This window comes from Bosea sp. F3-2 (assembly GCF_008253865.1).
Taxonomy (GTDB): Bacteria; Pseudomonadota; Alphaproteobacteria; order Rhizobiales; family Beijerinckiaceae; genus Allobosea.
Map to the genome: position 1 here is coordinate 6,101,421 of NZ_CP042331.1, position 11,457 is coordinate 6,112,877.

The window sequence follows — 11,457 nt, forward strand, 5'->3', positions numbered from 1 at the left end:
GTGAGGACCGGGTGGGGCAGGCGGAAGGACAGGTCAGGGCGGTGCTCATCGCAGGTCCGACCGCCAGCGGCAAGTCCGCGCTGGCGATCGAGATCGCGCGCCGCACCGGTGGCACCGTCGTCAACGCCGATTCCATGCAGGTCTATGCCGATCTGCGCATCCTGACGGCGCGGCCGAGCGAGGCGGAGGAGGCGATGGTGCCGCATCGCCTCTACGGACATGTCGACGGCGGCGTCAACTATTCGGCGATGCGCTACGCTGACGATCTGGCGAAGCTGCTGGAGGATTTGCAGGGGCAGGGCTCGCTACCGATCCTGGTCGGCGGCACGGGGCTCTATTTCAAGGCGGTGACCGAGGGGTTCTCGGCGATGCCGGCGGTTCCCGAGAGCGTCCGCTCCGCGTTCCGCAACCATGCCGAGGGGCTCGATACCGCGGCGCTCCATGCCGAACTCGCGGCCTGCGATCCGCTGATGGCCGAGCGGCTGAGGCCGACCGACCGGATGCGGATCATGCGGGCGCTCGAAATCTTCCGTGCGACCGGGCGCTCGCTGGCAAGCTTCCAGGGCGAGCGCGAGCCGGGGCCGCTTGGCGAGGGCGGGTTGCTGCGGCTGTTCATCTATCCCGAGCGCGAGGCCGTCCGCCAGCAGATCGACCGGCGTTTCGAGACGATGATCGCAGCCGGGGCGCTCGACGAGGTCGCGCGGCTGAAGGCGCGCGGGCTCGATCCGCTGCTGCCGATCATGCGCGCCCATGGCGTGCCGGGGCTGATTGCCCATCTCGACGGCGAGATCACGCTGGAAGAGGCGATCCAACGCGGACAGGCCGATACGCGTGCCTATGCCAAGCGACAGGTGACGTGGTTTCGGCATCAGATGGCGGGATGGCGTGCGGTTGCGCCGGCCGAGGCGCTGGCAGTCGCCAGCGAAGAGCTCGCGATCTGATCAGGCGGCGGCGGCGATGGCCTCGGGCGGGGCGGCGATGCCGAGGCGGTTGCGGCCTTCATTCTTGGCCCGATAGAGCGCCTGGTCCGCACGCGCCGTCAGGGAGGCGAGCGTTTCGCCGGGATAGCGCGCGGCGATGCCGAGGCTTGCGGTGACATGCAGCGCCAGCGTCTCGGAAACCGGCATGGCGCGGGTCAGCAGGGCGTCCTGGATCTGGCGGGCGCTTGCCGCGGCGGAGCCAAGGTCGCAATCCTTCAGCAGGATTCCGAACTCCTCGCCGCCGAACCGTCCGACGAGATTGTGCTCGTTGCGGAACTGCCCGAGCAGCAGATCGGCGAAGGCGCGGATCACGGCATCGCCGGCCGGATGGCCATAGCTGTCGTTGACCTGCTTGAAATGATCGAGATCGACGATGATGAGCGCGACATCGGTGTCGTCCGCCTCGCTCGCTGCGATGGCGGCATTGGCCTTCTCGGTGAAGGAGCGGCGATTGAGCAGCGCCGTGAGCGGATCGGTCTCGGCCAGGCGCCTGAGTTCGCGCTCGCGTTCCTCGCGCTGGCCGATCTCCTCGGAGAGCGCGCGCCGCGTCGCCCGCTCGCGGCCGATCTCGAGTGCGAGCGTGGCGGCGCGCAGCTGCAGCGTCTGATTGGCGACGGTGAGGTCGGTGATATCGGTCAGGGTCAGCAGCAGGCCGTCGCCCAGCGGCGCGATCGCGATGCGCAGCCAGAGGGTCCTGCCCTGCTGGGTGAAGGAGGTCTCCAGCATGTCGGAGCGCTGCAGGTTCATCGCATGGACGCAGCGCTGCCAGATCGACGGGTCGGAGAGGAAGGGCAGGCTCTCGCGGCCGTCGGTGTCGAGGAGATCGGTGTCCGGGCGTCCGCTGAGATCGGCCGCTCGCTGGTTGGCCGTGACGATGACGACCTGCTCGATGCCACCGAGGTCGTCGCGGATGGCGCGCAGCGCCACGATCCCGCTCGGCGAGGTCTCGAGGACGGCGTTGAGCAGGTCCTCGCGGAATTGCAGTGGCCGGCTGAAAGCGACGACGAAGCGGCGCCCGTCCTGCGCGATCGTTGGCAGCAGCAGCCGCTCCCAGAGCGCCACGCGCACAGTGCCACTCGAGCGGTGCACGGTGTAGAGCGGGCGGTCCTCGGCCAAAGCCTGGTCGAGGCTGCAGATGGTGAAGCGGGCGACCTGCGGGCGCATGCCCGAGACGCGCTGTCCCAGGCGGGTGGCGCCGGAATAGCGCACGATCTCGCGCCCGAAATGCAGCCAGCGGTAGTCGCTGTCGCCCGTGGGCTCCAGGATCATCAGATCCTCGCCGAAGAGGGGCAGGACCTCCGCCGCAAACTCCTCATAGGCGACCGGGGCGCCCTCGCGGCCGTGCGAAACGAACCGGCGCAGGATCTTGGCGATCTGCGGCGCATGGCTGCGTGCCGCGATATTCTCGCTGTGGACTTCGTAGTACATGTCCGTCCCGGTTCAAGCTTGTGAATCCTAGGAAGGACGCATTGAGAAATCGTTCCGTAACGGCACCGGATTTCCGGGTGTGCCGCAGACCGGCCGGTAACCATGTTGTTGGCGCTTGACCGGCAGGGCGCTCTCCGCTAGCGTTCCCGCAACTTCCGCCAAGGACCATGAGCGCGATGCGCAAGCTTATTATCGTAGAGGTGCGCTGGTAGGGGCCGGTTTCACAACCGGGCGTCCCCGACGCCAGCGCACGCCCAGGCCCCTCCGAGGGCCTTTTTTATTGCCTAAATTCCCAGACAGACCAGAAGATCAGCCAGGAGAGCGTAATGAGCGAGATGATGACCGGCGCCGAGATGGTCGTCCGCGCGCTTCAGGACCAGGGTGTCGAGCACCTGTTCGGTTATCCGGGCGGCGCCGTACTCCCGATCTACGACGCCATCTTCCAGCAGGACAAGGTCAAGCACGTGCTCGTCCGCCACGAGCAGGGCGCGGTCCATGCCGCGGAGGGCTATGCCCGCTCCGGTGCCGGCAAGGTCGGCTGCGTGCTCGTCACCTCCGGCCCAGGCGCGACCAACGCCGTCACCGGCCTGACCGACGCGCTGCTCGACTCGATCCCGCTCGTCGTCATCACCGGGCAGGTGCCGACGCATCTGATCGGGTCCGACGCCTTCCAGGAATGCGACACGGTCGGCATCACCCGCTCCTGCACCAAGCACAACTATCTGGTGAAGAGCATCCACGACCTGCCGCGCGTCCTGCACGAGGCCTTCTATGTCGCCGCCAACGGCCGCCCCGGCCCGGTCGTCATCGACATTCCGAAGGACATCCAGTTCGCGACCGGCACCTATAGCCGCCCGCGCGACAACCAGCACAAGACCTACCGCCCGGTGGTCAAGGGCGACCTCGCCAAGATCAAGGCGGCGGTCGAGCTGCTCGCCAGCGCGAAGAAGCCGATCCTCTATACCGGCGGCGGCGTCATCAATTCCGGCCCGCATGCCTCGGCGCTGCTGCGCGAGCTGGCGCGGCTGACGGGCCATCCCGTCACCTCGACGCTGATGGGGCTCGGCGCTTTCCCGGCTGCGGACAAGCAGTGGCTCGGCATGCTCGGCATGCACGGCACCTACGAGGCCAATCTCGCCATGCACGATTGCGACGTGATGGTCGCGATCGGCGCGCGCTTCGACGACCGCATCACCGGGCGGATCGATGGCTTTTCGCCGCGCTCGAAGAAGATCCACATCGACATCGATCCGTCCTCGATCAACAAGACGGTCAAGGTCGATATCGGCATCGTCGGCGACTGCGCCCATGTGCTCGAGGACATGGTCCGGATCTGGCGCGAGACCGGCGCGCAGGTCGACAAGACCGCGCTTGCCGCCTGGTGGACGCAGATCGAGGGTTGGCGCGGCCGCAAGAGCCTCGCCTACAAGCGCTCGGACACAATCATCAAGCCGCAACACGCCATCGAGCGGCTCTATGAGCTGACCAAGGATCGCGATCCGTTCATCACGACCGAGGTCGGCCAGCACCAGATGTGGGCGGCGCAGCACTTCCACTTCCAGGAGCCGAACCGCTGGATGACCTCCGGCGGGCTGGGCACCATGGGCTACGGCCTGCCGGCGGCGATCGGCGTGCAGATGAAACACCCGAAGGCGCTGGTCATCGACATTGCGGGCGAGGCCTCGATCCTGATGAACATGCAGGAGATGTCGACGGCGGTGCAGTACCGGCTGCCGGTGAAGATCTTCATCCTCAACAACGAGTACATGGGCATGGTGCGCCAGTGGCAGGAGCTGCTGCATGGCGGGCGCTACTCGGAGAGCTATTCGCAGTCCCTGCCGGACTTCGTGAAGCTCGCCGAGGCCTATGGCGGCCATGGCATCCGCTGCGACGACCCGGCCAAGCTCGACGACGCGATCATGGAGATGATCGAGACGCCGAAGCCGGTGATCTTCGACTGCATCGTCGCGAAGGAGGAGAACTGCTTCCCGATGATCCCGTCGGGCAAGGCGCATAATGAGATGATCCTGCCCGATTTCGAAGGCGATACCGGCCAGATCATCGACGCCAAGGGCAAGCAGCTCGTCTGAGGTCGAATCCTGTAGCCGTCATCCCGGACAAGCCGCGGAAGCGGCGCTGATCCGGGATCCATGCCGGAACGGTTCAGGCATGGATCCCGGGTCTCCGCTTCGGTGCGCCCGGGATGACCCTGAGAAATGGGCTAGGACATCATGGCCACCATCGGTCTGATCGGCGGAATGAGCTGGGAGTCGACCGCGGTCTATTACCGGCTCCTCAACGAGGGCGTGCGCGCCCGTGCGGGCGGGCTGCACTCGGCCGATGTCTTGCTGCATTCGCTCGACTTCGCTGATATCGCCGAGATGCAGGCGCAGGGTGACTGGGCGGCGGCGGGCGCGGCGCTGGCCGATAGCGCCCGCCGGCTGGAGCGCGCCGGCGCCTCCTGCCTCGTGCTCTGCACCAACACGATGCACAAGGTGGCCGACCAGATCATCGGCGCGACCAAATTGCCCTTCCTGCATCTGGCCGATGTGACGGCGCGGGCGATCCGGGCTGCCGGCGCACGCCGTCCGCTGCTACTAGCGACGCGCTTCACCATGGAGCAGAGCTTCTATCGCGACCGGTTGAGGGCCTTCGGCGTCGAGGCGCTGGTGCCGCAGCCGCAGGAGCGCGACGAGGTTCACCGCATCATCTATGAAGAGCTGTGCCGTGGTCGCGTCGAGCCGGTCTCGCGCGAGCGCTACCGCGCGATCGTCGAGCGTGCCGTGCGGGAAGAGGGCGCCGACGGCGTGATCCTCGGCTGCACGGAGATCATGCTCCTGGTCTCGCAGGCGGATTTTCCGGTTCCGGTCTTCGATACCACCGCGCTCCATGTCGCGGCGGCGCTTGATTTCGTCGGCGAAGTGGAGAGCGTGGCTGCATGAAGCTGCTCATCGGCAACAAATGCTACTCCTCCTGGTCGCTCAGAGCCTGGCTGCTGCTGCGCGCCAAGGGGATAGGCTTTACCGAAAAGCTCATCCCGCTCGACGAGCCCGGCTTCAAGGCGGCGATCTTCGCTGAAGCTCCCGGCAGCGGCGGCACCGTGCCGACGCTGGTCGATGGTGATGTCGCCGTCTGGGAGACGCTGGCCATCGTCGAATATCTGCATGAGACCCATCCCGAGGCCGGGATCTGGCCGCGCGATGCCGCTGCCCGCGCCCATGCGCGCGCCGCGTCCAGCGAGATGCATGCCGGCTTCACCGCGCTGCGCGGCGCCTGCCCGATGAATCTCGGCAAGCGTTTCTCGAAGCGCGACCGCGGTCCGGGCGTTGCCCGCGACGTCGAGCGCATCACCGCATTGTGGCGGCAGGCGCGCGAGCGCTTCGGCGGGCAGGGGCCGTTCCTCTACGGCGAATTCTCGGCGGCGGACGCGATGTATGCGCCGGTGGTCACCCGGCTCGACACCTATGGCATCGCCGTCGATCCGGTCTCGCAGGACTACATGCGCGCTGTCCTCGCGCTGCCCGCCTATCGCGAATGGCTCGCCGCCGCGCTGGACGAGCCCTGGATCGTAGCCCAGGACGAGGTGGACGAGCCCGCCCTCGTCGATCTGCGCCAATCTTGAGCCTTCCCTTCCGCCAATCTTCTGCTCCAACCCGCCTACAGGTTCGTCATGTCGAAGCCCGCCACCCATTATCCGAATGCTCCGAAGTCCCAGCCGGTCGCGCGCCACACTTTGGCGGTGATCGTCGACAACGAACCGGGCGTTCTTGCCCGCATCGCCGGGCTGTTCTCGGGGCGCGGCTACAATATCGAGAGCCTCACCGTCTCCGAGACCGAGCATGAGAAGCATCTCTCGCGCATCACGGTCGTGACCTCCGGTACCGCCAGCGTCATCGACCAGATCAAGGCGCATCTCGACCGGCTCGTCCCGGTCCATCGCGTCGTCGACCTGACCGAGCAGGGCGAGGCGCTGGAGCGCGAGCTGGCGCTGGTCAAGGTCGTCGGCAAGGGCGAGCACCGCGTCGAGGCGATGCGGCTGGCCTCCGCCTTCGGCGCGCGCACGCTCGATGCTTCGCTCACCTCCTTCGTCTTCGAGCTGACAGGCTCGACCGAGGAGATCGAGCGCTTCATCAAGCTGATGACCGTGGTGGGGCTGACCGAGGTCTCGCGCACCGGCATCGCCGCGATGAGCCGCGGCCCCGAGGCGATGTGAGCATGGCGCTGACGCCAGAGGTACTCAGCCTGATCGCGCTCGGGCTCGGCCTCGTCGGTTTCGCCTGCCTCGCCGGGCCGGTGCTGATGCGCCTGTCCGGCCGGGCGCCGGCCGAACCGATGGGCAGCGGCAAGAGCCTGCGCTCGCCACTGTGGTGGGCAGGGTTCATCCTCACGATCGCTGCGATCTTCCTGCAGCGGATGGCAAGCCAGCAGGGCGGCTGAACCTCAGCCGCTGAAGCCACCCTCGTCGAGGAAAGCTCTCTCCGGCGCTGTGGTGTCGCGTCCCAACACCGGGTTGCGATGCGGGAAGCGGCCGAAATCGCGGATGATGTCGCGGTGGATCTCGGCGTATTTCACGCCTTCGGCGTCCTCGGCCGCGGCGCAGAGCGCGATGCAGCGCTCCTGATGAGCCAGCTCCTCCGAGTGCATGAAGGGCATGTAGAAGAAGCGCTTCTCGGGCGCCTCGTAGGCATCGTCGAAGCCGCGCCCAATCGCGCGCTCCGCCACGGCGAGCGCCTGCGCATCGGTTGCGAAGGCGCGCGGGCTGTTTCGGAACATGTTGCGCGGGAACTGGTCGAGCAGGATCAGCAGTGCATAGACGCCCTCCGGCGTCGCCTCCCAAGCGCTGAGCTTGCCGGCTGCCGCGGCTTCATGGACCGGCTGGAAGCGCCGGATGATCTCCGCATCGAAGGCCTCGTTCCTGGCGAACCATTTCTCGGGGCCGGCCTCGCGCCAGAAGGTGACAATGTCAGCGGCGCTGGGCAGGGGCATCGGCGGTTGTTCTCCTCTTCGAAAGCCGGCTGATTTTACGCGGAAACACACCGTCATCCGGGCTTGACCCGGGATCCATGCCAGAGCGCTTCCGTTCGAGACTCAGGCATGGATCCCGGATCTCCGCTTCGCTCCGTCCGGGATGACCCGCGTTTCCACGAAAACGTGGCGTACTCTGTCGGCTATGCGGAGATAATAGTTTCGTGGCGTCGTGCCAGCCCCGAAAAACGCTTGCCCGGGTGCCGCGGCTGCGCTAGACGACTGAACCGTAACGTACGGTACTGGATTGCTCCGAGACCATGATGCAGGCTCAGGCAGAGACGCAAGGCGAGGCGCTGACCGTGCGCCAGCAGGCCGTGCTCGACGCCGTGCTCAGCCTGATGGTCGAGAAGGGCAGTGGCCTCACCATGACCGCCGTGGCGCGGCGCGCCAGCTGCTCCAAGGAAACGCTCTACAAGTGGTTCGGCGACCGCGATGGTTTGCTGACTGCGACGGTGCAATGGCAGGCCTCGAAGGTGAGGGCCGGCAATTACGACCGGCAGAATCTCGACGCCGGCACCCTGCGCGAGAGCCTGAAGGGCTTCGCTGCGAACTGGCTCGAAGTGATCGTGAGCCCGACCTCGATCGCGCTCAATCGCGTCGCCGTCAGCCAGGCGGCGTCCCGCGACGGCAATCTCGGCTCGATCGTGCTGGCCAATGGCCGTTTCGCCATCGGCGAGCGCCTGAAGCCGGTGCTCGATGCCGGCCGCCAAGCGGGCCTCATCGCCTTCGACGATACCGAGACGGCCTTCCGTACCTTCTTCGGCCTCGCGGGCCGCGACGTCCAGATCCGGCTCCTGCTCGGCGATACGCTGACCTTGAGCAGGGCCGAAATCGCGCGCGATGCAGAGCGCGCGACCGAACAGTTCCTCACCCTCTACGGCACGGGGTGGAATGCCTCGGGCCGGGACAAAACCAACGCGTGACAAAGGAGACACCCATGCGCGTCTATTACGATCGTGATGCCGACATCAATCTGATCAAGGGCAAGAAGGTCCTCATCGTCGGCTACGGCTCGCAGGGCCATGCCCATGCGCTCAACCTGCGCGACTCCGGCGTCAAGGATGTCGCGATCGCGTTGAAGGAAGGCTCCGCCACCCGCAAGAAGGCTGAGGGCGCAGGCTTCAAGGTCTTCACCCCGACGGAAGGCGCCAAGTGGGCCGACGTCATCATGATGCTGACGCCGGACGAGCTGCAGGCCGACATCTATCGCGACGAGCTCGCCGCCAACATGAAGCAGGGCGCTGCGCTGCTGTTCGCGCACGGCCTCAACGTCCATTTCAACCTGATCGAGCCGCGCAAGGACCTCGACGTGCTGATGGTCGCGCCGAAGGGCCCGGGCCACACTGTCCGTTCCGAGTACGAGCGCGGCGGCGGCGTGCCGACCCTGATCGCGATCCACCAGGACGCTACCGGCAATGCCCATGATCTCGGCCTCTCCTACGCCTCGGCCAATGGCGGCGGCCGCGCCGGCATTATCGAGACCACCTTCAAGGAAGAGTGCGAGACCGACCTGTTCGGCGAGCAGGTCGTGCTCTGCGGCGGCCTCGTCGAGCTGATCAAGGCCGGCTACGAGACGCTGACCGAGGCGGGCTATGCCCCCGAGATGGCCTATTTCGAGTGCCTCCACGAGGTGAAGCTGATCGTCGACCTCATCTATGAGGGCGGCATCGCCAACATGAACTACTCGATCTCGAACACCGCCGAGTATGGCGAGTACGTCACCGGCCCGCGCATCATCACGCCTGAGACCAAGGCCGAGATGAAGCGCGTCCTCAACGACATCCAGTCCGGCAAGTTCACCCGCGACTGGATGCTCGAGAACAAGGTCAACCAGACCTCGTTCAAGGCGACCCGCGCCCGCATGGCCGCTCATCCGATCGAGGAAGTCGGCGCCAAGCTGCGTGACATGATGCCGTGGATCAAGGCCAAGGCGCTGGTCGACAAGTCGAAGAATTGAGCCGCCGCGGGCTCCGTCATGCTCGGGCTCGACCCGAGCATCTCATGAAGGAACGGCGCCCTTTTCGGCAGGAGATTCTCGGGTCGCCGTTCCACGGCGCCCGAGAATGACGTGAAGTGCACAGGCTTCCCAGATTGATTGAAGGCGCTCCGAGGTTGATTCCGATCGCTCTCGCAATTGTTTGATATCAATCGATTTTTGAGTTGTGCGGGCGGCGGCCGGAAGGCTGCCGCCCGCTGCGTTTTAGAGCATGCTGTCTTTAGTCGGAACTTCGCCGTCATTCCGGGCTTGACCCGGAATCCATCATAGAGCCCTGCGCCTTACGATGGATTCCGGATCGGCGCCGCTATCGCGGCCTGTCCGGAATGACGGCGCGTTTCCGTGCAAAAGCAGCAGGCTTGAGCGGCGACGGGAACACAGCAGGCCGACAGGAGTTTCCCTTGCGGTGCCCGGCCGTGATCGCGTGGATCGCGGTCGAACGGCTCGTCTACTGAGGTCTTGCGTAGGACGGATCGTATTTGCCTGCTGCCTGGGGAGGCTGCGATGGAACTCTTGCGGATTCTCGACGCGCCCGCCGTGATCCGGATCATGCTGGCGCTGTCTCTAGCGATGATGATGGCGGTCGTTCTCGGCCTGCTGTAGCTCACGCCGCCGCGATCGATGCCGTAGATCACGTCGCATTTTGACGGAACCGTCAAAATGCGAAGAACGTGATCGCTTCTAAGAGTTTAGAGCATTGCTTCTGCGAAAAACCGGTACCCACTTTTTCGCGCAATGCTCTTATCGGCGAAGGCCTCCGGCGCAGGGCGCCGGAGGCCTTTTCGTCGATCAGAAGGTAACCTTGTCCTTGATGTCGGCCTCGACGTTCGAGGGCAGGGTTCCGCGTTTCACCAGATCGGCGAAATCCTTGAACTTCGCCTTGCTGCGCTCCTCGATGATCTTCTTGGCACGGGCCTCGCCGATGCCCTTGAGGGTATCGAGCTCGGCGGCGGTGGCCGTGTTGATGTTGATCTTCTTGGTCTGGGTGGCTGCGGGCTGGGCGGCGGCGGGCGTCGCCGGCTTGGTTGCGGGTGCCGCCTGCGTTGCCGGGGCTGCGGGCGCGGTGGCAGGTGCGGTCGGCTTTGCGCTGGGGGCTGGCTGCGTCGCAGTCTGGGCGAAAGCCTGGCCGCCCATGGCGGCAAGCGCGACGAGGGGGATGAGGAAACGAGACATCGTCATGGCAGGGACCTCGCTGGGTCGGCCCGGATCATCGCATCCGACGGGGGCCGGGTCCCGCCGCCGGACGACGCTGGCGGCACGGGGCCGTTCAGCGTGTCGCGCCGGGCTCGCCGAGAGGGTGGCGTGCCGCGATGCGACGACGCGAATAGACGCCTTTCGAATTGAACCGACGCCGAATGCCGCGTTCACCCGGCAGTCAGGTTCGGAGCAGCTTCAGCGCGCGAAAAACTCGCTCACGCGGCCGACGCCATAAAGCAGCCCGAAGCCCCAGGCGAAGGAGGCGGCCCAGTTCGCGAGCTGGAACGCCCAGAACGGCATGGCGACGATGCCGGCAACGATCGCGATCACCGCCCGCAGCGGTCCGAAGAAGTGACCGATCAGGATGCTGGCGATACCCCACTTCTCGAAGAAGGCGTGACCGCGGTCCAGCAACTCAGGGTTCTTGGTGAAGGGCCAGTAGTCGTGGACGCGCGGGCCGAGGATGAGCCCCGCCCAGTAGGACACCCAGAAGCCGGCACCGGCGCCGAGCGAAGCCGCCAGCGCCAGCGGCACGAGGTTGAGGCCCGAGGCTCCTGCGACGGCGCCGAAGGTGGTGAAGAACACCGTGGCCGGTACGAGCCAGGACAGAATCGCGACGCATTCGGCGAAGGCGACCGCGAAGACGATCGGTATCGCCCATTGCTGATTGGCCTGCATGAATTCGACGAGCGCCTTCATGGCTTGTTCGATGTCGGCCATGGCGTTCGGCTCGGCTCTTGCGGGGTCGGGTCGGCCCAGGCATATGGCCGCGTCGGCGGAGCGATGCAAGCGACGGGCAGCCGCAGGCAGTGGCGGCGTTGCCTTCCC

Annotated in this window: 12 protein-coding genes; 8 read left to right on the forward strand and 4 right to left on the reverse strand. The window is 66.2% G+C overall.

The window, feature by feature from the left end; translation table 11 throughout:
- Nucleotides 1-11: 11 nt before the first annotated feature.
- The gene (gene miaA / locus FQV39_RS28415; protein ID WP_149133351.1) at nt 12-941 is read left to right on the forward strand and encodes a tRNA (adenosine(37)-N6)-dimethylallyltransferase MiaA; all 930 of its coding nucleotides are present in this window, start codon (nt 12-14) and stop codon (nt 939-941) included.
- Here the strand turns inward: miaA and FQV39_RS28420 are convergent, their stop codons facing one another.
- On the reverse strand, nt 942-2,408 hold the full coding sequence (locus FQV39_RS28420) for a GGDEF domain-containing protein (protein ID WP_149133352.1): 1,467 nt from the start codon (nt 2,406-2,408) through the stop codon (nt 942-944).
- A gap of 326 nt (nt 2,409-2,734) precedes the next feature.
- On the opposite strand from FQV39_RS28420, the gene FQV39_RS28425 reads away from it, so the two are divergent.
- The 5 genes from FQV39_RS28425 (at nt 2,735) to FQV39_RS28445 (ending at nt 6,845) form a co-directional block, all read left to right on the forward strand.
- Nucleotides 2,735-4,498: an acetolactate synthase 3 large subunit gene (locus tag FQV39_RS28425; protein ID WP_149133353.1), complete on the forward strand. Its 1,764-nt coding sequence runs from the start codon at nt 2,735-2,737 to the stop codon at nt 4,496-4,498.
- A gap of 141 nt (nt 4,499-4,639) precedes the next feature.
- Nucleotides 4,640-5,350 carry an aspartate/glutamate racemase family protein gene (locus FQV39_RS28430; protein WP_149133354.1) on the forward strand — a complete coding sequence of 237 codons (711 nt, stop codon included), beginning with the start codon at nt 4,640-4,642 and terminating at the stop codon, nt 5,348-5,350.
- A complete protein-coding gene (locus tag FQV39_RS28435; RefSeq protein WP_149133355.1) occupies nt 5,347-6,030 on the forward strand; it encodes a glutathione S-transferase family protein in 684 nt (227 codons plus the stop codon). The genes FQV39_RS28430 and FQV39_RS28435 overlap by 4 nt, the downstream gene beginning before the upstream one ends.
- Before the next feature lie 48 nt (nt 6,031-6,078).
- Nucleotides 6,079-6,621, forward strand: coding sequence for an acetolactate synthase small subunit (gene ilvN / locus FQV39_RS28440; RefSeq protein ID WP_149133356.1), 543 nt, complete (start codon nt 6,079-6,081; stop codon nt 6,619-6,621).
- A gap of 2 nt (nt 6,622-6,623) precedes the next feature.
- Nucleotides 6,624-6,845, forward strand: a complete 222-nt coding sequence (locus FQV39_RS28445; RefSeq protein ID WP_149133357.1) for a hypothetical protein — start codon at nt 6,624-6,626, stop codon at nt 6,843-6,845.
- Nucleotides 6,846-6,848: 3 nt separating this feature from the next.
- On the opposite strand, the gene FQV39_RS28450 is transcribed toward FQV39_RS28445, so the two are convergent.
- On the reverse strand, nt 6,849-7,394 hold the full coding sequence (locus tag FQV39_RS28450) for a DUF924 family protein (protein ID WP_149133358.1): 546 nt from the start codon (nt 7,392-7,394) through the stop codon (nt 6,849-6,851).
- Between the two features lie 302 nt (nt 7,395-7,696).
- Between FQV39_RS28450 and FQV39_RS28455 the strand changes: the two genes are divergently transcribed.
- A complete protein-coding gene (locus FQV39_RS28455; RefSeq protein WP_149134086.1) occupies nt 7,697-8,359 on the forward strand; it encodes a TetR/AcrR family transcriptional regulator C-terminal domain-containing protein in 663 nt (220 codons plus the stop codon).
- A 14-nt stretch (nt 8,360-8,373) separates the two neighbouring features.
- Entirely contained in the window at nt 8,374-9,393 is a 1,020-nt protein-coding gene (ilvC, locus tag FQV39_RS28460) for a ketol-acid reductoisomerase (protein WP_149133359.1), read from the forward strand.
- Between the two features lie 828 nt (nt 9,394-10,221).
- Here ilvC and FQV39_RS28465 read toward each other — a convergent pair.
- Both FQV39_RS28465 and FQV39_RS28470 read right to left on the reverse strand, forming a co-directional pair.
- Complete coding sequence (locus FQV39_RS28465) at nt 10,222-10,611, reverse strand: ComEA family DNA-binding protein (RefSeq protein ID WP_149133360.1); 390 nt, start codon at nt 10,609-10,611, stop codon at nt 10,222-10,224.
- 213 nt (nt 10,612-10,824) lie between these two features.
- Entirely contained in the window at nt 10,825-11,349 is a 525-nt protein-coding gene (locus tag FQV39_RS28470; RefSeq protein WP_149133361.1) for a DedA family protein, read from the reverse strand.
- Between the last annotated feature and the right edge of the window lie 108 nt (nt 11,350-11,457).

Coding starts and splice junctions, on each gene's coding strand:
- FQV39_RS28420 (WP_149133352.1), bottom strand. CDS start 2,408: ATGTACTACGAAGTCCACAGCGAGAATATCGCGGCACGCAGCCATGCG.
- FQV39_RS28425 (WP_149133353.1), top strand. CDS start 2,735: ATGAGCGAGATGATGACCGGCGCCGAGATGGTCGTCCGCGCGCTTCAG.
- FQV39_RS28430 (WP_149133354.1), top strand. CDS start 4,640: ATGGCCACCATCGGTCTGATCGGCGGAATGAGCTGGGAGTCGACCGCG.
- FQV39_RS28435 (WP_149133355.1), top strand. CDS start 5,347: ATGAAGCTGCTCATCGGCAACAAATGCTACTCCTCCTGGTCGCTCAGA.
- ilvN (WP_149133356.1), top strand. CDS start 6,079: ATGTCGAAGCCCGCCACCCATTATCCGAATGCTCCGAAGTCCCAGCCG.
- FQV39_RS28445 (WP_149133357.1), top strand. CDS start 6,624: ATGGCGCTGACGCCAGAGGTACTCAGCCTGATCGCGCTCGGGCTCGGC.
- FQV39_RS28450 (WP_149133358.1), bottom strand. CDS start 7,394: ATGCCCCTGCCCAGCGCCGCTGACATTGTCACCTTCTGGCGCGAGGCC.
- FQV39_RS28455 (WP_149134086.1), top strand. CDS start 7,697: ATGCAGGCTCAGGCAGAGACGCAAGGCGAGGCGCTGACCGTGCGCCAG.
- ilvC (WP_149133359.1), top strand. CDS start 8,374: ATGCGCGTCTATTACGATCGTGATGCCGACATCAATCTGATCAAGGGC.
- FQV39_RS28465 (WP_149133360.1), bottom strand. CDS start 10,611: ATGACGATGTCTCGTTTCCTCATCCCCCTCGTCGCGCTTGCCGCCATG.
- FQV39_RS28470 (WP_149133361.1), bottom strand. CDS start 11,349: ATGGCCGACATCGAACAAGCCATGAAGGCGCTCGTCGAATTCATGCAG.